The sequence below is a fragment of the Sphingomonas sp. GW821-FHT03E12 genome, from assembly GCF_059420685.1.
On the sequence record NZ_JBWKUF010000008.1, the window covers coordinates 40547 to 65952 of the forward strand.

Annotated in this window: 20 protein-coding genes; 16 read left to right on the plus strand and 4 right to left on the minus strand. The window is 66.2% G+C overall.

Annotated features, from left to right (window positions below; translation table 11 throughout):
- Positions 1 to 5: 5 nt before the first annotated feature.
- Positions 6 to 1430, plus strand: a complete 1425-nt coding sequence (gene uxaC, locus AC07TU_RS19825; protein ID WP_495189664.1) for a glucuronate isomerase — start codon at positions 6 to 8, stop codon at positions 1428 to 1430.
- A gap of 155 nt (positions 1431 to 1585) precedes the next feature.
- On the opposite strand, the gene AC07TU_RS19830 is transcribed toward uxaC, so the two are convergent.
- Entirely contained in the window at positions 1586 to 2953 is a 1368-nt protein-coding gene (locus AC07TU_RS19830) for a glycoside hydrolase family 28 protein (RefSeq protein ID WP_495189665.1), read from the minus strand.
- 138 nt (positions 2954 to 3091) lie between these two features.
- On the opposite strand from AC07TU_RS19830, the gene AC07TU_RS19835 reads away from it, so the two are divergent.
- Together AC07TU_RS19835 and AC07TU_RS19840 are read left to right on the plus strand one after the other, a co-directional pair.
- A complete protein-coding gene (locus AC07TU_RS19835; protein WP_495189666.1) occupies positions 3092 to 5983 on the plus strand; it encodes a TonB-dependent receptor in 2892 nt (963 codons plus the stop codon).
- A gap of 79 nt (positions 5984 to 6062) precedes the next feature.
- Positions 6063 to 7475: an alpha-L-fucosidase gene (locus AC07TU_RS19840; protein WP_495189667.1), complete on the plus strand. Its 1413-nt coding sequence runs from the start codon at positions 6063 to 6065 to the stop codon at positions 7473 to 7475.
- Here the strand turns inward: AC07TU_RS19840 and AC07TU_RS19845 are convergent.
- Positions 7472 to 8734 (minus strand): alpha/beta hydrolase family protein, encoded by a 1263-nt coding sequence (locus AC07TU_RS19845; protein ID WP_495189668.1) that lies wholly within the window; start codon positions 8732 to 8734, stop codon positions 7472 to 7474. The two genes, AC07TU_RS19840 and AC07TU_RS19845, sit on opposite strands and share 4 nt — an antisense overlap.
- 100 nt (positions 8735 to 8834) lie before the next feature.
- Between AC07TU_RS19845 and AC07TU_RS19850 the strand changes: the two genes are divergently transcribed.
- Positions 8835 to 10238 (plus strand): hypothetical protein, encoded by a 1404-nt coding sequence (locus AC07TU_RS19850; RefSeq protein ID WP_495189669.1) that lies wholly within the window; start codon positions 8835 to 8837, stop codon positions 10236 to 10238.
- On the plus strand, positions 10238 to 12604 hold the full coding sequence (locus AC07TU_RS19855; protein ID WP_495189670.1) for a glycoside hydrolase family 95 protein: 2367 nt from the start codon (positions 10238 to 10240) through the stop codon (positions 12602 to 12604). The genes AC07TU_RS19850 and AC07TU_RS19855 overlap by 1 nt, the downstream gene beginning before the upstream one ends.
- A 24-nt stretch (positions 12605 to 12628) precedes the next feature.
- On the opposite strand, the gene AC07TU_RS19860 is transcribed toward AC07TU_RS19855, so the two are convergent.
- Positions 12629 to 13444 carry an aldo/keto reductase gene (locus AC07TU_RS19860; protein WP_495189699.1) on the minus strand — a complete coding sequence of 272 codons (816 nt, stop codon included), beginning with the start codon at positions 13442 to 13444 and terminating at the stop codon, positions 12629 to 12631.
- 239 nt (positions 13445 to 13683) lie between these two features.
- Here AC07TU_RS19860 and AC07TU_RS19865 point away from each other — a divergent pair, with 239 nt between their 5' ends.
- Positions 13684 to 13998, plus strand: coding sequence for a hypothetical protein (locus AC07TU_RS19865; protein ID WP_495189671.1), 315 nt, complete (start codon positions 13684 to 13686; stop codon positions 13996 to 13998).
- Between the two features lie 130 nt (positions 13999 to 14128).
- Positions 14129 to 15538, plus strand: coding sequence for an amidohydrolase family protein (locus AC07TU_RS19870; RefSeq protein ID WP_495189672.1), 1410 nt, complete (start codon positions 14129 to 14131; stop codon positions 15536 to 15538).
- Here AC07TU_RS19870 and AC07TU_RS19875 read toward each other — a convergent pair.
- Positions 15528 to 16529 (minus strand): LacI family DNA-binding transcriptional regulator, encoded by a 1002-nt coding sequence (locus AC07TU_RS19875; RefSeq protein ID WP_495189673.1) that lies wholly within the window; start codon positions 16527 to 16529, stop codon positions 15528 to 15530. The two genes, AC07TU_RS19870 and AC07TU_RS19875, sit on opposite strands and share 11 nt — an antisense overlap.
- A gap of 123 nt (positions 16530 to 16652) precedes the next feature.
- Between AC07TU_RS19875 and AC07TU_RS19880 the strand changes: the two genes are divergently transcribed.
- From AC07TU_RS19880 to AC07TU_RS19920, 9 genes are read left to right on the plus strand one after another with little or no spacing between them, the layout of a single operon-like run.
- On the plus strand, positions 16653 to 17897 hold the full coding sequence (locus AC07TU_RS19880; protein WP_495189674.1) for an MFS transporter: 1245 nt from the start codon (positions 16653 to 16655) through the stop codon (positions 17895 to 17897).
- Positions 17894 to 18943 (plus strand): sugar phosphate isomerase/epimerase family protein, encoded by a 1050-nt coding sequence (locus AC07TU_RS19885; RefSeq protein ID WP_495189675.1) that lies wholly within the window; start codon positions 17894 to 17896, stop codon positions 18941 to 18943. Before AC07TU_RS19880 ends, AC07TU_RS19885 begins: the two co-directional genes overlap by 4 nt.
- A 2-nt stretch (positions 18944 to 18945) precedes the next feature.
- On the plus strand, positions 18946 to 20088 hold the full coding sequence (locus tag AC07TU_RS19890) for a Gfo/Idh/MocA family protein (protein WP_495189676.1): 1143 nt from the start codon (positions 18946 to 18948) through the stop codon (positions 20086 to 20088).
- Positions 20089 to 20131: 43 nt separating this feature from the next.
- Positions 20132 to 20515 carry a c-type cytochrome gene (locus tag AC07TU_RS19895; protein WP_495189677.1) on the plus strand — a complete coding sequence of 128 codons (384 nt, stop codon included), beginning with the start codon at positions 20132 to 20134 and terminating at the stop codon, positions 20513 to 20515.
- Positions 20515 to 21438 (plus strand): hydroxypyruvate isomerase family protein, encoded by a 924-nt coding sequence (locus tag AC07TU_RS19900; RefSeq protein ID WP_495189678.1) that lies wholly within the window; start codon positions 20515 to 20517, stop codon positions 21436 to 21438. Before AC07TU_RS19895 ends, AC07TU_RS19900 begins: the two co-directional genes overlap by 1 nt.
- Positions 21435 to 22250 (plus strand): 3-keto-disaccharide hydrolase, encoded by an 816-nt coding sequence (locus AC07TU_RS19905; protein WP_495189679.1) that lies wholly within the window; start codon positions 21435 to 21437, stop codon positions 22248 to 22250. Before AC07TU_RS19900 ends, AC07TU_RS19905 begins: the two co-directional genes overlap by 4 nt.
- Positions 22247 to 22816 (plus strand): gluconate 2-dehydrogenase subunit 3 family protein, encoded by a 570-nt coding sequence (locus AC07TU_RS19910; RefSeq protein ID WP_495189680.1) that lies wholly within the window; start codon positions 22247 to 22249, stop codon positions 22814 to 22816. Before AC07TU_RS19905 ends, AC07TU_RS19910 begins: the two co-directional genes overlap by 4 nt.
- Positions 22813 to 23643: a sugar phosphate isomerase/epimerase family protein gene (locus AC07TU_RS19915; RefSeq protein ID WP_495189681.1), complete on the plus strand. Its 831-nt coding sequence runs from the start codon at positions 22813 to 22815 to the stop codon at positions 23641 to 23643. Before AC07TU_RS19910 ends, AC07TU_RS19915 begins: the two co-directional genes overlap by 4 nt.
- 20 nt (positions 23644 to 23663) lie before the next feature.
- Complete coding sequence (locus AC07TU_RS19920; protein ID WP_495189682.1) at positions 23664 to 25346, plus strand: GMC family oxidoreductase; 1683 nt, start codon at positions 23664 to 23666, stop codon at positions 25344 to 25346.
- Positions 25347 to 25406: the final 60 nt, after the last annotated feature.

Below are 25406 nucleotides of genomic sequence, written 5' to 3' on the forward strand. Positions count from 1 at the left end.
CTCCAATGACCGATACCATGCCGCTTTCGCTGCACCCCGACCGCCTGTTCCCCGCCGATCCCGAGACCCGCGCCATCGCGCGTGAGCTGTATGAGTCGGTCAAGGACCTGCCGATCGTCAGCCCGCACGGCCATACCGACCCGTCCTGGTTCGCGAGCGACGAGCCCTTCGCCAACCCGGCCGAGCTGTTCATCATCCCCGACCACTATGTCTTCCGCATGCTCTATTCGCAGGGCGTGCCGCTCGAGGAGCTGGGCGTGCCGCGGATCGACGGCGGCTGGACGCAGACCGATCCGCGCAAGATCTGGCACCGCTTCGCCGAGAATTTCCATCTGCTGCGCGGCACGCCGAGCCGGATGTGGCTCGACCATGCGTTCCACGCGATCCTCGGCATCACCGAGCGGCTCTCGCCCGCCAATGCCGACCGCATCTACGACCAGATCGACGCGAAGCTGAAGACCGACGAATTCCGTCCGCGCGCGCTGTTCGAGCGGTTCGGGATCGAGCTGCTGGCGACGACCGAGGACCCGCTCGACGATCTGCGCCACCACCGCGCGATCGCGGCGAGCGGGTGGAAGGGCCGCGTCGTCACCGCCTTCCGCCCCGATAACGTCACCGATCCCGAGCATCCGCGCTTCCGCGAGTCGCTGCCCGAACTCGGCCGGATCACCGGCGAGGATGTGACGAGCTGGGACGGCTATCTCGCCGCACTGCGCAACCGCCGCCGCTATTTCATCGAGCATGGCGGCTGCACCTCGACCGATCACGGCCATCCGACCGCGCATACCGAGAATCTGCCCCAGGAAGAGGCGGCGGCGCTGTTCGGCAGGATCGTCCGCGGCGAGGGCGATGCCAATGACGCCGAACGCTTCCGCGGTCAGATGCTGACCGAGATGGCGCGGATGAGCCTGGACGACGGACTCGTCATGCAGATCCATCCCGGCGCGCTGCGCAGCCAGAACCCGGCGGTGACCAATGTGTTCGGTGAGGCCAAGGGCGACGACTGGCCGTCGCGCACCGAGTACGTCAATGCGCTCAAGCCGCTGCTCAACGCCTATGGCAACAATCCCGACCTGACGATCATCCTCTTCACGCTCGACGAGAGCAATTACGCGCGTGAGATCGCGCCGCTCGCCGGTCACTATCCGGCGCTGCGCATTGGGCCGGCCTGGTGGTTCCACGACAGCCCTGAGGGGATGCGCCGCTTCCGCGAGCAGGTGACCGAGACCGGCGGATTCTACAACACCGTCGGCTTCAACGACGACACCCGCGCCTTCCTGTCGATCCCGTCGCGGCACGACATGAGCCGGCGGGTCGATTGCTCCTTCCTCGCGCGGCTGGTGGCCGAACACCGGCTGGAGAAGGACGAGGCATTCGTGGTCGCCCAGGACCTGGCGTATAATCTGGTGCGGCAGGCCTACCGGCTCTGAGTGGCAAGGGAGGCATAGCGCCCTAAGCCAATACCATCGTCACCCCGGCCTCGTGCCGGGGTCCACCCCGCCGCACGCAATGCTCTCGCGCCTGGCTCGCAGCGCTTGCCGCCCGGTGGACCCCGGCACGAGGCCGGGGTGACGAGAGGGAAGGGCTAAGTCACGATCTCGCCCGGGGCGCCGTTCACCCGGACATTCTCCATCCGGATGTTGCGCGTGTCGCGCGCGATCAGCTTGGTGCGCTCGCCGCCGTCGGTCAGCCGCACGTCGATGTCCTTGAGCAGGAAGTCCGAGATCGCCGTGGTCGGGTTGCCCGATATGTTGCCGAAGCGGCGGGTCGTGCCCTTCACATCCTCGATCACCACGTCGCGAATGATCGCGCCGGGCATGCGCGGCTCGACCTTGGTGCCATGGACCAGCCGGGCGTTGACGATCAGCCCGACCGCGGGATCGTCGGCGCCGAAATTGGGCTTGCCGTAACCGTAGAACACCTCGCCATTGTGCCAGCTGGGGCCATAGGGCGTCGGGGCCTCGGCGAGGCGCACGCCCTTGACGCGAAGCTTCTCGTAGACCTGTCCCGGCGTGTCGGGGCGCACCTTGAAGCGGATCGTCGGGATGTCGCCGACATTGGTGATCCGCTCCACCCGGACATCGCGCACCACGGTCGCGTTGCTGCCATAGGTGACGCAGCCCAGGCCATGCTCGAACACGCAGTCATGGATATGGATGCGCTCGACCGGCGGCGCTTCCTTGTACGCGGCCGCGCCCGGCCCCTGCGTGCCCTTGAGCGCGATGCAATCGTCATCGACCGAGAAGCAGCAGCGGCGCACGACGATGTCCTGGCAGCTGTCGAGATCGATCGCATCCGAGCTCGGCGCACGGATCTCGTGCGGCACCTCGAAGCTGCAATCCTCGATCACCGACCGGCGGCAACGATACATGTGCAGGTTCCAGAAGGCGGCGTCCTTGAACGTCACGCCGCTGACCAGCACGTCGTCGCAATCCTCGATCGAGCAGAGCTGGGGGAAGTGGTAATGGACCTTCACGCCCTGGACGCTCTCGTCCGGCGCGCTGAAGAACATCCGCCAGAACGGATCGCCGCCGCCGTCGACCGTGCCCGGACCGACGATGCGCAGCCCGTGATTATGCTGGGCGTTGATCAGGCCGAGTCGCAACGCTTCCGGAAACGCCTCGACGAAGCGGCGCAGCACCAGCGGATAGTCCGACAAATTGGGCGAGCCGCGCAGCACCGCGCCCTTGCGCAGCTCGAGCCCGACGCCGGGCTTGAGCCAGATCGATCCGCTGACGAACACCCCGGCGGGCACCGCGATCATCCCGCCGCCCGCCTTTGCGCAGGCGTCGATCGCGTTCTGGATCGCGCGCGTGTTCATCGTCCGCCCGTCGCCGACCGCGCCATGGCTGCGGATATCGACGACACGGCCGCGGGCGAAGGCCGGCGCCGCGGGCAGCGCCAGCAGCCCGAGCGTCGTTCCGTGCGTCAAGAAGTCCCGGCGTGTTCCCATCTCTGGCTCCCCTCTCTCGATCGATTTTAGTGAATTCGGCCCGATCGGCCATGCGATTCATCACTTGTCATACAAGCATATCTGTCTTACAGGTTTGGCGTCAAGCAAGCTGGAAAGCTGCGAATTGGGGAGGTTTGAATGGCGAGCAGGTTTCGGAATCGCGGATTGAATCTGTCGGTCGTCGCATTGGCGGTCGGCCTGTCCTGGGTGGCGCCCGCCGCTGCGCAGGAAGCGTCTGCGCCGCCTGCGCAGGAGACGAGCGACGATGTGATGGACATCACCGTCACCGGCTTCCGCGGATCGCTCGAGAAATCGCTCGCGACCAAGCGCAACGAGACCGGCGTGGTCGATTCGATCTCGGCCGAAGACGTCGGCAAGTTCCCCGACTCGAACCTCGCCGAATCGATGCAGCGCCTGCCGGGCGTCGCGCTGGCCCGCGGCGACGGTGGCGAAGGCAAGACGATTTCGGTCCGCGGCCTCGGCGCCCAGTTCACCCGCGTCCGCCTCAACGGCATGCAGGGGTCGAGCTCGACCAACTCGTCGGATATCCGCGCCGGCTTCAACTCCTCGCGCTCGTTCGACTTCAGCGTGTTCGCGTCGGAGTTGTTCAGCGAGCTGACCGTTCGCAAGACCTATTCGGCGGATGTCGAGGAAGGCTCGCTCGGCGCGACCGTCGACCTCAAGACCCCGCGCCCGCTTTCCTATGCCGACGACTTTACCTTCGCGGCGAGCGCGCAGGGCACCTATGACGATCTGCGCGGCAAGTTCAGCCCGCGCGTCACCGGCCTTGTCTCCAAGAAGTTCCTCGACGGCACCTTCGGCGTTGCGGCGTCGATCGCCTACACCAAGCGCTATACGCGCGAAGAGGCATGGTCGGCGGTCGAGGTCTATCGCGGCACCCAGCAGGGCGGCTTCTGCTCGCCGGTCGGCTACGCCACGCAGAATCCGGGCAACAATGCCGCGATCGGCACCGATGCGCTGAACTGCGCGACCGGCATGCCGCGCCTGCCCAATACGGCCCAGAATGTCGCCAATTACGAGACCGCGCGCAACGCGTTCATCTATCGCAGCCCGCGCTGGCTCCGTTCGGATCAGGATTATTCGCGGCTCGGCGCGACGGTCACGATCGAGGCCGAGCCGGCCGATGGCACCAAGTTCGCGATCGACGGCCTCTATTCCCGCTATGACGTGACCCGGCGCGACTACAGCTTCGCGGCCAACTCCTTCGCGCGCGGTACCGGCAACCACGGCCAGCCGATGACCTCGGTCACCGATATCGCCGTCGATTCGCTGGGCAGCATCCAGTATGGCAAGTTCAACGGGATCGATATCTCCAACGATATCGCGCTGCGGAAATACACGACCACCTTCCGCCAGATCAATGCGACCTTCTCGCAGGAGCTGGGCAAGCTGACGATCGACGGCTTTGTCGGCCTGTCGCTCTCGACCATGCACAACCCGGTGTCGACGCAGATCAGCTTCTTCGCCAATGACGTCAACAACTTCTCCTATGACTTCCGCGACGGCGGCAGCGTTCCGAAGATCGACTGGGGTTTCGACACCACCAACGCGTCCAACTATCTGTTCGCGCCCAACGTCGCGGCGGGCGGGGTGACCATCTTCCGCAACCTGCTCAACAAGGGCGACAACAAGGAAGACACCGAGAACCTGACCACCGAGTTCAACGCCACCTACGCGTTGTTCGACGGGTTCAAGGTGCGCGCGGGCGTCCAGTATCGCGAAGGCAATTACAAGCGCTACACGCGCAGCCGCGCGGGCAATTTGACCACGGGTGCGCTTCCCGCCGGCACTGCGATGAGCTCGGTCATGACGCTGATCGACAATTTCGGAAAGTCGATGCCGGGCGATGTCGGCGGGTCGTGGCTGGCGCCGGACTATGACGCGATCGACAAGCTGATCAACTTCACCAACGACGACAGCGGCGACTATGCGCTCGCGGCGATCCCGGTGCGCGATCGCCTCAACGAAGCGGTCACCGGTGCCTATGGCATGATCGACTTCAACACCGATGCGCTCGGCATCGGCCTGCGCGGCAATATCGGCGTGCGCTACGTCCATACCGAGCAGAGCGGTCAGGGCACGGTAGCGGGCGTATCGCGCGTGCTGTCGCGTTCCTATGACGACTGGCTGCCCTCGGCGACGCTCACCATGGATCTCACCGACAAGCTGATCCTGCGCTTCGCCGCGGCGAAGGTGATGGCGCGGCCAGAGCTGAACCACATCCTGCCGGCCGGCGTGAACATCGCGCTCAACACGCGCACCATCTCGGGGCCGAACTTCTATCTCGACCCGATCCGCGCCAAGACGGTGGATGCCAGCCTCGAATATTATTTCGGCCGGCGCGGGCTGATCTCGGTGGGCGGCTTCTACAAGGACATCGACAGCTACATCCAGTCGCTGTCCGAGACGATGACGTTCGGCCAGACCGGGCTGCCGCTCTCCCTGATCCAGGGCTCACCCTGGGACGTGAACACCGAGTTCACGGTCAGCGGCCGGCAGAACACCCCGGGCGGCCCGCTCAAGGGCGTCGAGGTCAACATCCAGAGCGGCTTCGATTTCCTGGGCGACACGTTCCGCAACTTCGGCATGCTGGCGAACTACACCTTCGTCGACTCGCAGATCACCTATTGCCTGACCTCGAGCTCGCCCTGCACCGGCACCAACACCATCGTCCGCGATCTGGTGAACCTGTCCAAGCATACGGTGAGCGGCACGCTCTATTATGAGGACGACAAGTTCAGCATCCGCGGCACCGCGACCTGGCGCGACAAATATCTGCTGACCGTGCCGACCTCGCGCCTGCCCAGCGACGTGCAGGGCGCGCGCTCGACGCTCTTCGTCGACATGGCGGCTTCCTATCAGATCACGCCGCAGATCCAGCTCCGGCTCGAGGCGCAGAACCTGACCAACGAGGCGCTGGAGTTCTACTACGACTCGGTCCGCCAGGATCCCTATTACACCTCGTTCACGGGCCGGAAATTCTCCGCCGGCGTCGCGTTCAAGTTCTGACGCGGCATGTGATTTGAACGGGAAAGCCCGGTCTGGCGACAGGCCGGGCTTTTCTGTGTCCGCAAGCAAGGGACGGAAGATGACCCATTCGATCGACCGGCGCGCATTTCTGGGCGCGGCGGGTGGTGCCGGTGCGCTGCTCGCGACTGCCGCGGCGGCGCAGGAGGCGGACGGCAGCAGCACGGCCACCGCGAACCTCAAGCTCGCCTATCAGGAGGAAAGCCGCGCGCGCCGCATGCGCTGGTGGCATGAGGCGAAGTTCGGGATGTTCATCCATTACGGCCTCTACAGCATCATCGGGCATCAGGAATGGGTGATGGAATCGGAGGGGATTCCGATCCCCGACTATGAGCGGCTGGCGGCTGAGTTCAGGCCCAAGCCGGGGGCCGCGCGCGAATGGGCGCGCCTCGCGAAGCGGGCGGGGCAGAAATACATGGTGCTGACGACCAAGCATCACGAGGGCTTCTGCCTGTGGGACACGGCGACGACCGACTATAACTCGGCGAAGCAGGGGGCGAAGCGCGACATCGTGCGCGAGTTTGTCGAGGCGGCGCGCGCGGAGGGGCTGCGGGTCGGTCTCTATTTCTCGCTGATGGACTGGCACCATCCCGACGGCGCGCGGTGCAAGGACGATCCCGCCGCGCGCGAACGCTTCGTCGCTTATGCCCATGCGCAGCTCCGCGAGCTGCTGACCCACTACGGTAAGATCGACATCCTCTGGTACGATGTCGATTGGCCGCTGACCCCGCAGCAATGGCGGGCGGACGAAATGAACCGCATGGTGTTCGACCTCCAGCCCGAAATCATCACCAACAACCGCAACGGCCTCGACGGCGATTTCGCGACTCCCGAGCATCGTATCACCGCCGCCGACCGCGCGTGGGAATCCTGCGCGACGATGAACTATGGCTGGGGCTATCAGCGCACCGACGAGGAATGGAAGCCGGCGCGGCGGCTGGTCAACGACCTGACTTTATGCGTGCAGCAAGGCGGCAATTACCTGCTCAACATCGGCCCCGAAGCCGATGGATCGGTGCCGCGCGCATCGGTCGAGACGCTGGAGCAGGTGGGGGCGTGGCTGCGCACCAATGGCGCCGCGATCTACGATGCGGACGGGCGCGCGGCGGGGGCGTTCGGCAACTATACCAACTTCACCAAGGCGAAGGACAAGCTCTACGTCCATGTCTATTTCTGGCCGTCGAAGAGCCCGGCGGCGGCGGTGCTGGGCGTTCTGAAGCCGCAGACCGTCGTCGCGGTCGGGGGCGTGCGGACCAAGGTGCTGTCGGCGCGGCTGCTCAAGACCGGGCAGCCGGTGCAGTTCACGCAGGACGCGATTGCATTGCGGCTCACCGGACTGCCCGACGAAGCGCCGGACGATCCGACGACGGTGATCGAGCTGACCTGCGAGGGAACGCCTTATGTCCGCCACCACCTGATCCGGCCCGAATGGCCGCGCTATGGCGTCAATATCGGGGGCAAGCGGAGCAGTTAGCGGGGTTTGAGCCAGCGGTCGGCAAAGGCGATGAAATGGTTCCAGTCGCTTGCCGTCAGGGCATGGGGTCCGGTGCGGAGGTGATAGCCGATCCGCGACTGGACCGGCCGATCGGGCAGCGGCATTTCCTGTGCATCCAGCCCGCCCGCACCGAGCAGGCGATAGACCGGGTCGGCGCCTTTCGCGGCGAGGAATTCGCCTTTGGGATCAGCCCACCAGTCCTCGGTCGCGCTGGCGACATAGACGGGGCGGGGGGCGGCGAGCGCGATCAGCATGTGCGCGTCGACGGGCAACTCGCTCTCGCGCTCGGCAAAGGTCTTGAACCGAGGCGCGAACCAGTAGTTGTTCATGACGCGGATCGTCTCGCCGAAATTGCGGCGGTAGAGCGCAGCGCCGCCTTCGCCCGAATTGTTCGAGATGACCATCGCGAAGCGCTCGTCGCGCGCGCCCGCCCAGAGCGCGGCCTTGCCGTAACGCGAGTGACCGAAGACGATGACGCGGCGCGCATCGACGGCGCGGTCGGTCGCGAGGTAATCATAGACGCGGCTGAGACCCCAGGCCCAGGTCGCGATCGCTCCCCAATGCTGCGGGTCGGAGGGGCTGGCGCCGAAGAAGGGCTGGATGCTGTCCGCGATTTTGCTCTCGTTGTCGGGATAGAGGTCGCCCGTGAAGTAGGTGGCGATGCCATAGCCCGCTTTCAGGATCGCCTCGACCGGCCATTCCGGCGCGTCGATGCCGCGCGAATGCAGCGTGGCGCTGCCCTTGCGGATGCCGGTGGCCGGGGTGACCCAGCCGGGCGTGATGTGGATGGCCGGATCGGGATGGATCGCCTGATTGCCGTGGAAGTTCGGGCCGACGAACACCGGAACGGGACCACGCGCGCCTGCGGGCAGATAGAGCAACACGCGCATCTGCGGCCCGTCGCGCCGCCCGTCGAGCAGGATCGTCACCTGCCGCCGGATCGCGAGGCTGCCCAGCGCGGCATGGTCCTCTTCATCGACGACGTAGCGCTGGCGCAGGGGGCGAGGGGCGACGCCGTAGATGTTGGTCTCGAACAATCCGATCAGCTCGGCGCGCCGCTTGCGCCAGTCCCGCGCGTTCTGCACGCGATGGCCATTGGCCGCGACCAGCGGATCGGGGAGCCGGTAGGGGGCGACCTTCGCTTCGTCCGAATTGCCGTCGAGCTGTGCGGCGGCGGGAACCGCGCAAGCGAGGACGGCCGTTGCGAAGCTGATGATCGCCCTGACGCCGCGCCGCATTTGCCTTCCTCACCGATCATTGTTGTCATACAGGTTTTGCAAACATATGATAATCATATGATCGCGCAAGATGTGCGGCGGATGTTGGGGAGAGTGCTGCATGAAGCGCCGTGATTTCGTTGAGATGCTGGCGTTGGCAGGGGGCGTTGCAGCGCTTCCCCGGATCGCGGCGGCGACCAACCGGATCGTGACGTTGAGCTACGATGCATCGCGGGCCGGCGCGACGATCCCGCGCGACTATGTCGGCCTGTCGTTCGAGCGCGCGCAGCTCTCCAACCCCGGCTATTTCTCGGCGGAGAACAAGGCGTTCGTTCAGCTGGTCCGCGGCCTCTCCCCGTCGGGCAGCATCCGGCTCGGCGGATCGTCGGGCGAGCATACCGCCTATGTCGGCGACCAGGTGATCGCACCGGCATTCGAGATTCACGGACCCGAGCACAACAAGCTCAATCGCGAGGGGCTGAATGTCTCTACCCTGGCGTTGCGCAACCTGCGCGGCTTCCTCGACGCGACCGGATGGAGCTGCCTCTACGGCCTCAACATGGCGCACGCCACGCCCGAACAGGCAGCGCGCGAGGCGGCGGACGTCCAGCGCATCCTCGGGCCGCGGCTGTCGGCGATCCAGATCGGCAACGAGCCCGACGTCTTCCGCAACCGCTATCGCCCGGCGACCTGGACTGCCGCCGACTATGTTGCCGAGTGGGATCGTTTCCACGCAGCGATCACCGCTGCCGCGCCGGGGCTGCGATTCGCCGGCCCGGGCATCTCGAACAAGCTGGAATATCTGACCGCCTTTGCCGGTGCCGCGCCGCGCTATCCCGACGTCGTCATGCTGACCGGCCATTATTATGCGATGGGGCCGGCAGGATCGCCCGAAGCGACGCTCGACCAGCTCAAGCTGCCCGAGGCGAAGACGGCGACGTTCAAGCAGGCCGGCTATGCGGTGGTCGAGGATGCCCGGCGCGTGTCGGGGCTCCCCTATCGCATGTCGGAGGGGAACAGCTGCTGGGACGGCGGCAAGGTCGGTGTGTCCGACGTCCACGCGGCATCGGTCTGGGGCGCCAACCGCATGCTCGACTGGGCCCGGCGCGGCTGGATCGGAGTCAACTGGCATGGTGGGGGCTATGGTAATTATTCGCCGATCGTCGGCACGCCGTCCAAGGGCTATTCGCGCCGCCCGCTTTACTACGGCACGCAGTTCGCGCAGCTGCTCGACGGCGCGACCTTCCTCGAAACGACTGCGGTGCCCGACCCCTATCTCGGCTATTACGCGCTGCGCCAGAACGGCCGCGACCGGATCGCGCTGATCAATCAGGGGGACGCGCCGGTGACGGTCGAGCTTCCGGCGCTGCCGGACGCGCGGGTGGTGATGCTGACGGGCCCGTCCGCGGCGGCGAAGGATGCGACGACCCTGACGACGGTCTCCCGCAAGCCCAGCCGCGCGGTGACGGTGCCGCCGGTGACCGCGATGCTGTTCACGCTTGCCCGTCCGGCGCGGCGCGGCTGATGGCCGACTCCACACGCGTTTCGCGCCGCGGCGTGATGAAGGGGAGCGCAGGCCTCGCACTTGCGACCGCGCTTCCCGCGCAGGCGGGCGAGGAAAGCGAGACCGGTACCACCCTGTGGTACGACAGCCCCGCGGACGAATGGGTACAGGCGCTCCCGCTCGGCAATGGCCGGCTGGGCGCGATGGTGTTCGGCGGGATCGCCAATGAACGCATCCAGCTCAATGAAGACAGTTTCTTCGCCGGCTCTCCCTATGACGGCACCAATCCCAAGGCCGGCGCCGGGCTGCCGCGCGTCCGTGAGCTGATCTGGGCGGGCAAGTACAAGGAAGCGCAGGATCTTGCCGACGAGGTGCTCGTCGCGCGGCCGCAGCGGCAGATGTCGTATCAGCCGATCGGCGACCTCATGCTGCTGTTCCAGGGGATCGAGAACAGCCAGAGCTACCGGCGCAGCCTCGACCTCGATGGCGCGATCGCCGCGACGCGGTTCAAGGTGCGCACTGTCACCCATCTGCGCGAGGTGATCGCCTCCGCGCCCGACGGCGTCATCGCGATCCGCCTGTCGACCGATGCGCCCGCTGGATCGGTGACCGTCAACATTTCCCTCACCACGCCGCAGGACGCCGAGGTCGCGGTCGAGGGCGACGACACGCTGGTGATGCGCGGCATCGGTCCGGCGCAGCATGGCGTTCCGGGCGGGATCCGGTTCGAGACGCGCGTGAAGATACGCCGCACCGGGGGGCGGCAGACCAATGGCCGCGACGGCATCCGCATCGAGGATGCGCAGGAGGTCGTGCTGCTGGTGGCGACCGCGACCAGCTATCGCCGGTTCGACGACATAGGCGGCGATCCCTCGGCGATCGTTCGTGCCGACATCGAGGCAGCAAGCACCAAGAACTGGGAGGCGCTGCTCGCCGCGCATCAAGCCGATCATCGGAGATTGTTCCGCCGCGTCGCGATCGATCTGGGGCGAAGCCCGGCCGCAGACTTGCCGACGGATCGGCGTATCGCCAGTTCGGGCGAGCTCGATGATCCGGCGCTGGCGGCGCTCTATTACCAGTTCGGGCGCTATCTGCTGATCGCCTCCTCGCGCCCGGGCACGCAGCCCGCCAATCTCCAGGGCATCTGGAACGAACGCACCGCGCCGCCCTGGGAGTCCAAATGGACGCTGAACATCAATGCGGAGATGAACTACTGGCTGGCCGATGCCGCCAACCTCGGCGAACTGGTCGAGCCGCTCTTGCGCATGACCCGGGAGCTGGCGATCACCGGCCAGCGTACCGCGCGCAACGACTGGGGCGCACGCGGCTGGGTCGCCTATCACAACACCGATCTGTGGCGGCAGGCGACGGTCAATTCATCGGCGATCTACGGCATGTGGCCGATGGGCGGCGCCTGGCTGCTCAACACGCTGTGGGACCATTGGGACTATAGCCGCGACCGTGCCTTCCTGGCCGAGCTCTATCCGCTGATGGCCTCGTCCTGCCAATTCTACCTCGACGCGCTGGTACCGCATCCACGGACCGGCGAGCTGGTGATGAACCCGTCCAATTCGCCGGAGAATTCGCACCGCCCGGGTGTGTCGATCTGTGCCGGGCCGGCGATGGACAGCCAGTTGCTGCGCGATCTGTTCGCGCACACGATCGCGGCGTCGCAACTGCTGGGACGTGACGCGGCGCTGCGGGCCGAGATCGCCGTGAAGCTCAACAAGCTGCCGCCGGACCGGATCGGCAAGGCGGGGCAGTTGCAGGAATGGTTCGACGATTGGGACATGGATGCGCCCGAGATCAACCATCGTCATGTCAGCCACCTCTACGCGCTCTATCCGGGCGAGCAGATCACGTTGCAGCGAACGCCCGAGCTTGCAGCGGCGGCGCGCCGGACGCTCGAGATCCGCGGCGACGATGCGACGGGATGGGGCATCGGCTGGCGGATCAACCTGTGGGCTCGGCTCGAACAGCGGGAGCGCGCGTACAAGGTGTTGCAGATGCTGCTGCAACCCAGCCGCACCTATCCCAACATGTTCGACGCGCATCCGCCGTTTCAGATCGACGGCAATCTGGGCGGCGCGGCCGGCATCGGCCAGATGCTGATGCAGAGCCATTCGGGAACCATCCATCTGCTGCCGGCGCTGCCGCGCAGATGGCCGAGCGGCCATATTTCGGGCCTGCGTGCGCGGGGGAATATCGGTGTCGACCTGCGCTGGACCGGTGGAAAGCTGGCAGAGGCGGTGCTGACTGCGGACAGTGGCGGCCCGGCGCGCGTGCGAAGCGGTGACGTCATTGTCGACCTTGCGCTGCGCAAGGGAGAGCGCGTCAGGCTCACGCCCTATCCCGGCGGATTGCGCGCGAGCCGCCCGGCCGGGTAGCGCGCGCGATGGCGGCCGCGCCGGTTACGGCAGCTTTTCGCCCGTCGAGGCTTCAAGCACCGCATACCATTCGGCACGCGTCCACAGGACGTCATAGGCTTGCGATGCTTCAGCGATGCGCGCGGGCGTCTGCGTGCCGATGATCGGGATCGGGCGTGCCGGATGCGCCATGATCCATGCAAGCGCAGCGGCGGCGCGCGAAGCACCGCTTTCCTGTGCCTTCGCATCGAGCAGCGTGGCGACCGCGCCGCCGCCGTTCAGCCGGCCGCCGCCAAGCGGTGACCAGGCGAGCACCGCCATGCCGCGTTCCATCGCCTGATCGAGAATCCCGTCCCACAAGGGTTGCGTGTGAAACGCCGAGAATTCGGGCTGATGGCTTGCGAGGGGAAAGGGAAGCCAGGCCTGGAGCGCGCGGGTCTGCGAAGGCGAGAAATTCGATACGCCAACCGCGCGCGTCTTGCCGCTTTCGATCATGCGCGTGAGCGTTCTTGCAAGCTCCTCCGGATGGGTCATCAGATCGGGACGGTGCACTTGCCAGAGGTCGACATGGTCGACGCCGAGCCGGGCGAGCGAAGCATCGAGCGCCGCCGTCAGATAGTCAGCGCTCGAATCATAGGGGGTGCCGGGGATGATCCCACCCTTGGTGGCAAGCACCATGTGGGTGCTGAGTGCCGGTGCCTCGGCGAGGACGCGGCCAAGCAAGGCCTCGGCCGAGCCGAAGCCGCCGGGCGTGTCGGCGCCGTAGATATCGGCGGTGTCGAACAAATTTATCCCCTCGGCCAGCGCCGCCTCGATCAGGGCGCGGGCGGTGGCCACGTCGCTGCCGGCGAAGCGCCACATGCCCCAGGCGACGGGGGGTACGAGGATATCGGTCTTGCCCAGCGGGCGCGGCGCGGAGGAGAGAGGTTGCACTGGGGACCCTTGGCAAGAGGAACAGGTCTGCAATCGAGAAGCCGATTTGCCGCGGGCTCGTCAATAGGATCAGGACAGTTTTGCGGATGTAGCGAGCAGCGCCGGAAGGATGCAGTTCGGCCGTCGGCGGTGCTTGGTTCTCGCCCGGATATGCCTAGACTGAGACGATGCTGGATATCTATTTCGCGTCGCCATCGACGGAGTTTGTACCCGCTGACCCCGGCAGCCTGGAGCTTGCGGGCTCCCTTGATTTGGATGCCCACCGCTCGCTGGCGGTTTTGTTCGAAAGGGGCCGGCAGGCTGGCGCCGATCTCCAATATTTCGGGGATTCCCTGCTGAATCCTGCGCAGGTGAGGATCTTGCTGCAGATCTTCATGACAAATGTCCCGGAAGCGGAGGCGGGCGAACCGTTCGCCGCCGTACGGCGGCTTCTCGAAAGGGCCGTGAACCAGGGCATGTCACTCGTGACCTTCAGCGATTGAGTGGCTGACGAAGCGGGCAGCAGGGCATGGTGTCCGTCTGTCCGGGACGGCAGGCCTGACAAGCTGGCGGGGGGGTGGTAGCTTCCGGCAGCGGATCGTGACCCGATCCGGCTGAAAGGAGAGCGTTCCGGTGCCACGCTTTGCCTCTCGCGAGACGCGTTTTCCGCTGCTTCTTCTCGCGCTCACGCTGCTGGTCGCTGCGGCGTTTGTCGCGGCGAGAGGCGCGGTAGCCGACACGAACCCGTCCGGCGGGACGATTGCCTTTGTCGGCGTCAATATCGTGCCGATGGACCGTGAGCATGTGCTCGCGAACCAGACGGTTGTGGTGCAGGACGGGCGGATCGTGTCGGTGGCCTCCGCATCTGCTGCGCGCATTCCCGCGGGTGCCCGGCGGATCGACGGAGCAGGGCGCTGGCTGATGCCCGGACTGGCTGAAATGCACGGCCATGTGCCCGGCCCCGAGGATCCGGCCTATCGCGACAACATGCTGTTCCTCTATGTCGCGAATGGCGTCACGACCGTCCGCAACATAGCCGGAAACGCATCGCATCTTGCCCTGCGCGACCGGATCGCCGCGGGGGATGTGATTGGCCCGACGCTCCATACGGCGAGCCCCTGGCTGAGCGCAGCGGCCGCCGGAACGCCCGACAAGGCGCGCGGGGCGGTGCGCGACTATCGTGCGGCCGGATATGACCTGATCAAGATCGGCAGCGTGCCGCGGGACGCCTATCTCGCGATGGCGGAGACCGCGAACGCGATCGGAATGCCGTTCGGCGGCCATATCCCCGAGGGAGTCCGGCTCACCGATGCGCTCGGAAGCCGGCAGGCCTCGATCGACCATCTCGACCGCTATGTCGAGTTTCTGGTTCCGCAAGGCACCGATACCGCCGGACGCCCGGCCGGCTTCTTCGGCAGCGGCTGGGTGCAGTTCGTCGATGAACGTCGCATCCCCGATGCCGTGCGGCGCACGATCACGGCAGGCACCTGGAACGTGCCGACGCTGAGCCTGGTCGAGCATCTGGCTTCGTCCGAAACGCCCGAGGCGATGATCGCCCGGCCGGAAATGCGCTACATGCCCAAGCGCGTGCTGGACGGCTGGGTGAAGGCAAAGCGGGACTTCGCCGCGCGTCCCGATTTCCAGCCGGATGCGGCGCGGCGGCTGGTCGAGCTGCGGCGCCGTCTGGTGCGCGACCTTCATGCCGCCAGCGCACCGATCGCGCTCGGATCGGATGCACCGCAATTCTTCAATGTGCCCGGCTTTTCGATCCATCATGAGATGCGGATGATGCAGGTGGCGGGGCTGACGCCCTATCAGGTACTCGCGACCGGCACGCGCGAGGCGGCTCGCTATTTCGGGTGGAAGGCTGGCTTCGGCACGATCGCAACGGGGCAGCGTGCGGATCTGATCCTGTTGACTGCCAATCCGCTCGAGAATCTCGCGAATGTCGAGCGCCGCGCCGGTGTGATGGTGCGCGGCCGCTGGTTCCCTGAAAGCGAGATCCAGGCGCGTCTGGAGAGGATCGCGGCAGCTAGGGACTGACCGCGCGGGTGCTGTCGCGGACGACGAGCTCATGGGGCAGGGTGATCTGCCGGATCGGGCTTTCCGGGTCGCGCAGGATCTCGACCAGCAATTCGACCGTCCTTTGACCAATCAGCCCCTTGGGCTGGGCGATCGTGGTGAGCGCGGGCTGGAAGAAGCGGGCGGTGGGAAGGTCGTCGAAGCCGACGACCGAAACATGTCCGGGGCAGGTCAGGCCGGCCGCACTGATCGCGCTGATCGCGCCCATCGCCATCTCGTCGCTGAAGCAGAAAATCGCGGTGACGTTCCGCTTGAGCAGGTCGGCAGCCAGCTCGAAGGCCAGCTCCGCCGAATAGTCGCCATTCCGGACCTGCAGGCGATCCTTCAGCCCGTACCGTTCTGCGACCTCCATCGCGCCCGAAAGGCGGTCCCGACTGATCGGACTGATGAGCGGGCCGGTGACGATGCCGATATCGCGATGGCCAAGGCCGATCAGATGCTCGACCGCATCGCCGCTTGCGGCGGCATTGTCGATATGCACGCTGGGGACGCCAAGGTCGGGGCTGTATTCGCAGCCGTTCACGACCGGTGCCGCGACGCCCGGCCGGGAGAGGAGCGGGCTCAGATTATCGGGCAGGCGATGGCCGAGAAAGATCAGTCCGTCGACCTCGCGGCGCGAGAGCATCTCGGCATATTGATCCTCGACCTGCGGGTCGTGCCGGGTATCGCCGACCACCACGGCATAGCCGGCGTCGCGTGCGGCTTCTTCCGCGCCGCGGATGATGCTCGCGAAGAAGGGGTTGGAGATGTCGGGTACCGTCAGCAGGATCTTGGCGGCGCGCAGGGTGCGCAGCGTCCGTGCGGCGACATTCGGCGCATAGCCCAGCGATTGAACGACCTCGAGCACGCGTTTGCGCGTCGCTTCCGCCACACGTTCGGGCTGGCTCAATACGCGCGAAACCGTGGCAGTGGAGACGCCCGCGACCGCGGCAACGTCGATAATCGTTGGCATCACGGCTTCATGTCGCCTGCCGTGCGGCCTGTCGACAAAATTCGATGTAATCCTTTACATCAGCCATCGACCTGCGTAGCCTGAGTCGCAAGAAGACGAACAACATCGAGGGGGGAGGGGCGCATGGCCACAACCACAGAGACGCTGGATGCACGTCCGGTATCCGCCATGCTCATGGGGCGGCTCAGCGCGCTCATGTTCATGCAGTTCTTTGTCTGGGGTGCATGGGCCGTCACGCTCGGGCTGGTCATGCAGACGGTCGGAATCGGCGCGCTGATCGGCAACGCCTTTTCGGTCGGCCCGATCGCCTCGATCGCCGGATCCTTCCTGCTCGGCATGGCCGCGACCCGCTATTTCAGTCCCAAGGCGCTGATGGTGATCCTTCACCTGCTCGGCGGCGCGATCCTGCTGGCGCTGCCCGCGCTGCTGACGCCGGAGACGGGCGGCACCTTCGTCTGGGTGCTGTTCGGTTACATGATTCTCTACATGCCGACCGTCGGCCTCGCGAACACGATCGCGCTCAAGAGCCTGGGCAAGCGCGACGATCGCTTCCCGTTCGTTCGTGCCTTCGGCACGCTCGGCTGGATCGTCGCCGGGCTGATCATCGGCTGGGCGGCGCTGTCGGCCAGCCCCGAGATCTTCCGCGTCGCGGCGGTCGTGTCGATCGCGCTCGGTCTCTACAGCCTGACGCTTCCGGCGATCGAGCCCGACGCGCCGAGCGGCGAGAGCCTGGTGCGACAGGTGCTGTGCGTCGAGGCGTTCGGCCTGATGCGGCAGCGCTCCTATCTGATCTTCGTGATCTGCGCGACGCTGATCTCGATCCCGCTCGCCATGTATTACGCCTATGCCTCGCCTTATATCGGCGCGGCCGGCATCACCAATGTCAGCGGCACGCTCGCGATCGGCCAGATGTCCGAGCTGGCCTTCATGTTCTCGATGCCGTGGCTCTACCGCCGCTTCGGCGTGAAGCCGCTGCTGCTGGTGGGCATGGCGGCTTGGGCGCTGCGCTATGCGCTGTTCGCGATCGGTGACGGCAGTGGCTCGCTCTGGGCGGTCTATCTCGGCGTGGCGCTGCACGGGGTGTGCTACGATTTCTTCTTCGTCGCCGGCGCGATCTATACCGGCACCATCGCGACGCCCAAGGGCGTGAACGCCCAGGCGCAGGGGATGCTGACCCTGTTCACCTATGGCGTCGGCATGCTGCTCGGCTCGCAGATCGGCGGGCTGCTCTATGCCCAGCTGCCCGCGGCGCCGACGATCGCCGACTGGCAGCAGATGTGGTGGTATCCGGCGATCGCGGCTGCGGTCATCACGTTGCTGTTCCAGCTCCTCTTCCGCGACGACAGCAGGAAGGGAGCCGCCGCATGACTGCGATGAAGGGACCCGCGATCTTCCTTGCCCAGTTCATGGGCGACACCGCGCCGTTCGATACGCTGGACGGGCTCGCCAAATGGGCCGGCGATCTTGGCTATAAGGGTGTCCAGATCCCCTGCGATCCGCGGCTGATCGATCTCAATCTGGCTGCGGAAAGCCAGGCCTATTGCGACGATCTGCGCGGCCGGCTTGCGGATCATGGTGTCGAGCCGACCGAGCTTTCGACGCATCTTCAGGGCCAGCTCGTCGCGGTGCATCCGGCCTATGACCAGCTGTTCGACGGCTTCGCCCCGGCCGAGCTGCACGGCAAGCCCGCCGAGCGTCAGGCCTGGGCGGTCGAGCAGGTCAAGCTCGCCGCCAAGGCCAGCGCCAATCTCGGGCTCAACGCGCACGCCACCTTCTCCGGCGCGCTCGCCTGGCCCTATGTCTATCCCTGGCCGCAGCGCCCGGCCGGATTGATCGAGGAAGCTTTCGCCGAGCTCGCTCGCCGCTGGCTGCCGATCCTCGACGTGTTCGAGGAGGCAGGCGTCGATTGCGCGTTCGAGATCCATCCGGGTGAGGACATTTTCGACGGTGCGACCTGGGAGCGTTTCCTCACGGCGGTGAACAACCACCCGCGCGCGCGCATCCTGTTCGACCCGTCGCACTATGTGCTGCAGCAGCTCGACTATCTCGACTTCATCGATCGCTATCATGACCGCATCTCGTGCTTCCATGTGAAGGATGCCGAGTTCAACCCGACCGGGCGCACGGGCGTCTATGGCGGCTATGAAAGCTGGGTCGACCGCGCCGGCCGCTTCCGCTCGCTCGGCGACGGCCAGGTCGATTTCGTCGGCATCTTCAGCAAGCTTGCGCAATATGGCTATACCGGCTGGGCGGTGCTTGAATGGGAATGCGCGCTCAAGCATCCCGAGGATGGCGCGCGCGAAGGCGCACCCTTCATCCGCGACCACATCATCCGCCTGACCGAGCGGCCGTTCGACGATTTCGCCGCAAGCGGCGCCGACCGGACCGCGATCCGCGAGCTGCTGGGGCTTTGAGGATGGCGCGGCATCCGCTTCGGCTCGGCATGGTAGGGGGCGGTGAGGGTGCGTTCATTGGCGCCGTCCACCGCATGGCTGCCGCAATCGACGGCGATTGGCGGATGACTGCGGGCGCCTTCAGCACTGATGCCGGGCGCAACGCACGGACCGGCGATGCACTCGGGCTCGATCCGCAACGCGTCTACAACACGTTCGAGCAGCTGGTTGAAGGCGAGCGCGCGCTGCCGCCGGAAGAGCGGGTCGATGCGATTGCGATCGTCACGCCAAACCACCTCCACGCGCCGGTGGCGATCGCCGCGCTCGACGCTGGCTTCCACGTGCTGTGCGAAAAGCCGATGGCGATGAGCGTGGCGGAGGCCGAGGCGATCGCGCAGGCTGTGAAGGCAAGCGGTCGGCTGTTCGGGCTGGCTTTCACCTATGCCGCTTATCCGCTGATCGAAGAGGCACGCATCCGCGTCGCGCGCGGCGATTTCGGTGCGATCCGGCTGGTGCAGGCCGAATATCTTCAGGGCTGGCTCAGCCGGCCGATCGATCGCGACGGGCAGAAGCAGGCCGAATGGCGCACCGATCCGGCGCGAGCCGGGATCGGCGGCTGCCTGGGCGATATCGGCACGCACGCCTTCCAACTCGCCGAGCACGTTTCCGGCCTGCGGACGGAGGCCGTCTGTGCGGATCTGACGGCGCATGTGCCGGGCCGGCTGCTGGACGATGACGTGAGCGCGCTGCTGCGCTTTGACGGCGGTGCGCGCGGCATGCTCAAGGCCAGCCAAGTCGCGGCGGGCGAGGAGAATGGGCTGAAGCTGCGCATCCATGGCGAGCTTGGCGGGCTCGAATGGTCGCAGATGGAGCCGAACACGCTGATCCTGCGCTGGCTCGACCGGCCAGCAGAAATCGTGCGGACCGGCGGCCCCGGCCTCGACCCGCACACGCTTGCGCTGACCCGGACCCCGGCGGGGCATCCGGAGGGCTATGTCGAGGCCTTCGCCAATATCTACCGCGCCTTCGCGGCCGCGGTCCGGGACGGCGATACGCAAGGCCGGTTCCCCGGTCTCACCGACGGGCTGCGCACGATGCACTTCGTGGAGACCGTCGCCGCCAACGCGGCGTCGGACGAGAAGTGGACCGCGATCGGGGGCGGATGACGCGGGTCTTCGCCGAAAGAGACAAAAGATTGGGAGAGACGAGATGAAGTTTGTAGCGGGTCTGGCAACCGGAGCGGTAGCGCTCACAGGATTGGGCGCAGCGCTCGCGCCAAGCTTTGCGCAGACCGGCGCAGCACCGGCGGCCTTTGCCGCGTGCCGCGCCTGCCACACGACCAGCAAGGGCGGCAAGAACGGGCTCGGCCCCAATCTCTACGGGATCATCGGCAAGCCGGCCGCGTCGGTGCCGGGCGTCAGCTATTCCGCGGCGCTCAAGGGATCGAAGCTGAAATGGGACGAGAAGACGCTGGACGCGTTTCTCGCCAATCCGTCGAAGAAGGTTCCCGGAACCCGCATGCCGATCGGTACGCCCGACCCGGCGAAGCGCGCCGCGATCATCGCGTTCCTGAAGGCCGAGAGCGCGAAGTGATGCCGCCGATCGCGCGCCGAAGCTTGCTTGCGGGAGGGGCCGCACTGCCGCTCGCCGCGCTGGCGGGCGTGCGTGATTCCGCGTCCAACGCCGCCTATTTCTCGCTCGCCTATGCGCCGCACGAAGGCAGCTTCGCGAGCCGGGGCGGCCGGATCGAACAGATCGCATTCGCCGCCGATCAGGGTTTCCGCGCCTGGGAAGACAATGAGGCGGCGAGCCGCCCGGTCGCCGAGCAGGAGCAGATGGCGAAGGCGCTCGCCCAGCGCGGCATGCGGATGGGCGTGTTCGTCGCGAGCATGCCGAAATGGGCGCAGTCGCGCCCGCTGCTCGGCGGCAATGACGATGCCGAGCGCGAGGCGTTCCTCGCCGATATCCGCAATGCGGTCGATGTCGCCAAGCGGCTCAATGCGACGCAGATGACGGTGGTGACGGGGTTCCTCGACCCGCGCGTGCCGGTCGATATCCAGACCGCGCGGATCATCGACGTCATGCGTCGCGCCGGGGACATCATGGCGCCGCACAAGCTGACCCTGGTGATGGAGCCGCTCAACACGCGCACCAATCACCCCGGCGTGTACATGCAGACGATCGCGCAGGGCTATGCCGTGGCGCGCGGCGTCAACAGCCCGGCGGTGAAGATCCTCGCCGATCTCTATCATGAGCAGATCCAGTCGGGGAATCTGATCCCCGCGCTCGAGACCTGCTGGTCCGAGATCGCCTATCTCCAGTTCGGCGACAATCCCGGCCGCAAGGAGCCGGGGACCGGCGAGATCAACTATGCGACGATCGTCCGCTGGCTCCGTGCACGGAACTACACCGGTGTGATCGGCATGGAGCATGGCAATTCGATAGCGGGCCGCGCCGGTGAAGACCGGCTGATCGCCGCTTATCGCAGCATCGATCGACAAGGAGGAGAGGCATGACGCGCATGCGCATGGCCAGTTGCGTAATCGCCGGATCAATCGCGATCACCAGCGCATCTGCGCAGGAGAAGCCGGGGTTCAGGGACACGCCGATGCTGCCCGACGGCAAATGGCGCGTCCATGATGCGGACCGCCCGGCACCGGTGGTGGTGACGCCGGCGACGGCTCCGGGCGGGGCGCCCTCCGACGCGATCGTCCTGCCCGCGGATGCGTGGCAAGGCCAGCTGGCGCCATGGACTGTCGCCGGCGGCGTGATGACGGTGCCGCCGCGTCCGCCGGGGGGCGGCGACAACAACCTGGTTTCGCGCCAGAGCTTCGGCGACGTCCAGCTCCATCTCGAATTCCGCTCGCCCAACCCGCCCAAGGACAAATCGCAGGATCGCGGCAACAGCGGCGTCTGGTTCATGCAGCGCTACGAGGTCCAGATCCTCGACGGCTATCAGAACCCGACCTATGCCGACGGCACGGTCGGCGCGGCCTATGGCTGGAAGCCGCCGCTGGTGAACGCCGCGCGCAGGCCGGGCGAGTGGCAAAGCTACGACATCGTGTTCGAAAGGCCCCGCTTCGCGGCCGACGGCAAGCTGTTGCGCCCCGCCTATGTCACGGCCTTCCTCAACGGCGTGCTGGTGCAGAACCGGCAGGCGCTGCTCGGCACCACGGTGTGGCGCAAGGTTGCCGCCTATCAGGCGCATCCCGACGCTGCGCCGCTGCAGCTGCAGGACCACGGATCGCCGGTTTCGTTCCGCAACATCTGGGTGCGCCCGTTGCCCGAAGCCGCTGTCGACCATGATCTGCCCGGAGAAGCCAAATGATCAACCGCAGAACCGCTCTGGCGGGTGTCGCGGCCATGTTCGGCGCCTCGCTGTTCGCGCCGCTCGCGCGTGCAGCGGGGGCGCCGCGCGGGACCGATATCCCCGCCATTTCCGAAGGGCCGCCGAGCGTTCAGGTCTTCACGCCTGCGCAGCGCGCGGCGATGTCCGCGCTGAGCGACCGCGTCATCCCGACGACCGACACGCCGGGCGCGATCGCCGCCGGAGTGCCGGATTTCATCGAGAAGATGCTGGCTGACTGGGCGCTGCCGGGCGATCGGGTGCCGATCATCGCCGGGCTCGACGCGATCGAGGCGCGCAGCATGCGCGACCATGGCGTGTCGACGGCCAAGGCAACGCCGGAGCAGCAGGATGCGCTGCTGACGCTGGCGATGAACAAGCAGCTGCCCGGCGCTGATGCGTTCTTCGAGCCGTTCCGGCAGCTCGTCATCGCCGGTTACTACACGTCGGAGATCGGGATGACGCAGGAGCGCGAATATCTCCCGGTGCCGGGCGAGTATAACGGCGAGTTTCTCTATTCTCAGGTCAACAAGGTGTATTCGGCATGATCGCACGCAGAACTTTGCTCGCGGGCGCCGCGGGTGCCGCCGCTCTTGCCTGCTTCCCGGCGGCCGCTGCGGCGAAGCGCCGTGCGATCGGCCTCCAGCTCTACACGCTGCGCGAGATCTTCGCGAAGGACCCGGTGAAGACGCTCGAGCAGGTCGCGGCGATCGGTTATCGCGAGGTCGAGTTCGGCGGCGGCGGATATGACGCCATGGACGCCGCGATGCTGCGCGGAACGCTCGACCGGCTGGGCCTGAAGGCACCGTCGATCCATGTCGGCTATGACGCGCTGCTGGGCCAGTTCGACCGGCAGGTGACGCTGGCCAAGGCGCTCGGCGCCGACACGATCATCCTGCCCTACATGACCGACGAGCATCGCACGGGGCCGGGATGGCAGGCCGCCCTCCCGAACATCGGACGCTTCGCCGCGGACCTCAAAGAGGCCGGGCTCGGCTTCGCCTATCACAATCACGATTTCGAGTTCACCCAGAAGCCGGGCGGGGTCAGCCTGTTCGAGCAGCTGCTCAAGGAAACCGATCCGGCACTGGTGAAGATCGAGCTCGACCTGTTCTGGGGGGTGAAGGCCGGCGAGGACGCGGGCGCGCTGATCGACCGCCTGTCGAGCCGCCTCTACGCCTATCACGTCAAGGATATGCGTGCCGATGGCGGCATGGTCGCGGTCGGCGCGGGCACGATCGATTTCGCTGCGCTGTTCAAGCGCAAGGGCAGTGCCGGCGTCCGCCATTTCTATGTCGAGAACGACCAGGCGCCCGCGCCCTATCTTCCCGACGTCACGACGAGTTTCCAGACGCTGAGCGCGCTGCGCTTCTGACCGGACAGGAGAGTAAGGTTATGGCTTCGACCAACAGGTTTGATGCGATCGTCATCGGCTCCGGCATCAGCGGCGGGTTCGCGGCGAAGGAGCTCACCGAGAAGGGCCTGCGCGTGCTGATGCTCGACCGCGGCGTGATGGTCGAGCATGGCGAGGATTACACCTATGACGGCAAGCCGGCCTATGAGGTTCCGGCGCGCAACATGATGCCCAAGCCGTTGATCAACAGCGATTATTTCATCGCCAAGAACGGTTATGTCGCACCCAGCAACCGGAAGTTCTACAATGACGACCGGCTCAATCCCTATGCCTATGGCGAGGGCGAAAAGTTCTTCTGGATCCGCCCCGGCGCGGTTGGCGGCAAGTCGCTGATCTGGGGGCGCTGGAGCTTTCGCTGGAGCGCGGAGGATTTCGAGGCGAACAAGCGCGACGGCATCGATGGCGATTGGCCGATCCGCTATGACGATATCGCGCCCTGGTACAGCCAGGTCGAGAAATATATCGGCGTCTCCGGCTCGCGCGAGAACCTGCCCCAGCTCCCCGACAGCGAATTCCAGCCGCCGATGCCGATGAACATCGCGGAGAAATGGGTCAAGCAGCGGCTCGAGGCCCAGTTCCCGGGACGCAAGCTGATCAATGCGCGGCTGTCCAACCTGACCGAGGACAAGCCCGAGCAGAACCGGACGAAATGCCAGATGCGCAATCAGTGCGGCAATGGCTGCTCGTTCGGGGCCTATTTCTCGACCCAGGCGGTGACGCTGCCGGCGGCACGCGCGACCGGGCGGCTGACGCTGCGGTCGGACGCGGTCGTCACCAACCTTGAATATGATCCGGTGAAGAAGCGCGTGACCGGCGTGCGCTTCATTGATGCCAGGACGCGTCAGGCGGAAGTGGTCAACGCCGACCTCGTCTTCCTCTGCGCGTCGGCGATGGCCTCGACGCAGATCCTGATGAACTCGCGTGCGGAAGGCAGCGGCCGCAGCCACTTCGATTCGAGCGGGACGCTCGGCAAATATGTGATGGACCACATCTTCCGCGTCTGGATCGAGGGCGAGATCCCCGGGATGAGCGAATATATCGAATATGGCCGCCGCCCGGGCGGGATCTACATTCCGCGCTTCCGCAACATCGGGGGCGACGAGAATCTCGGCTTCAAGCGCGGCTATGGCTATCAGGGCGGCGCCAATCGCGACGTCGCGCCGCCGGTCGGTTTCGGCGCGTCGATGAAGCACGGGATGCGCAAATATGCGCCGTGGAAATTCCACATCGGCGCGTTCGGCGAATGCCTTCCCTATCGCGACAACAGCGTCTCGCTGCACGCCGACAAGGTCGACCGCTTCGGGGTTCCGCTGATGCGCTTCGACGTCCGCTTCCGCGACAATGAACTGCGGATGATGGCGGACGCGCGGGCGCAGGGCGAGGCGATGCTGAAGGGGGCGGGGCTGAGCAACGTCAGCAGTTCGGAGGCCGAGCATGTACCCGGCGACGCCATCCACGAAATGGGGGGCGCGCGCATGGGCGCCGATCCGCGCAGCTCGGTGCTCAACAGCTGGAGCCAGGCGCACGATGCCTCGAACCTGTACGTGACCGACGGCGCACAGATGGCGTCGGTGTCATGCGTGAACCCCTCGCTCACCTTCATGGCGCTTACCGTCCGGGCAGCCGATCACGCGGTCCGTACGCTGCGCGGCAGTTCCGGTTGAGCAAAGGAACGCGATTGCTTTGGGCCTGAGAGCTGGCAAGAAGCATACATCGATAAGGAG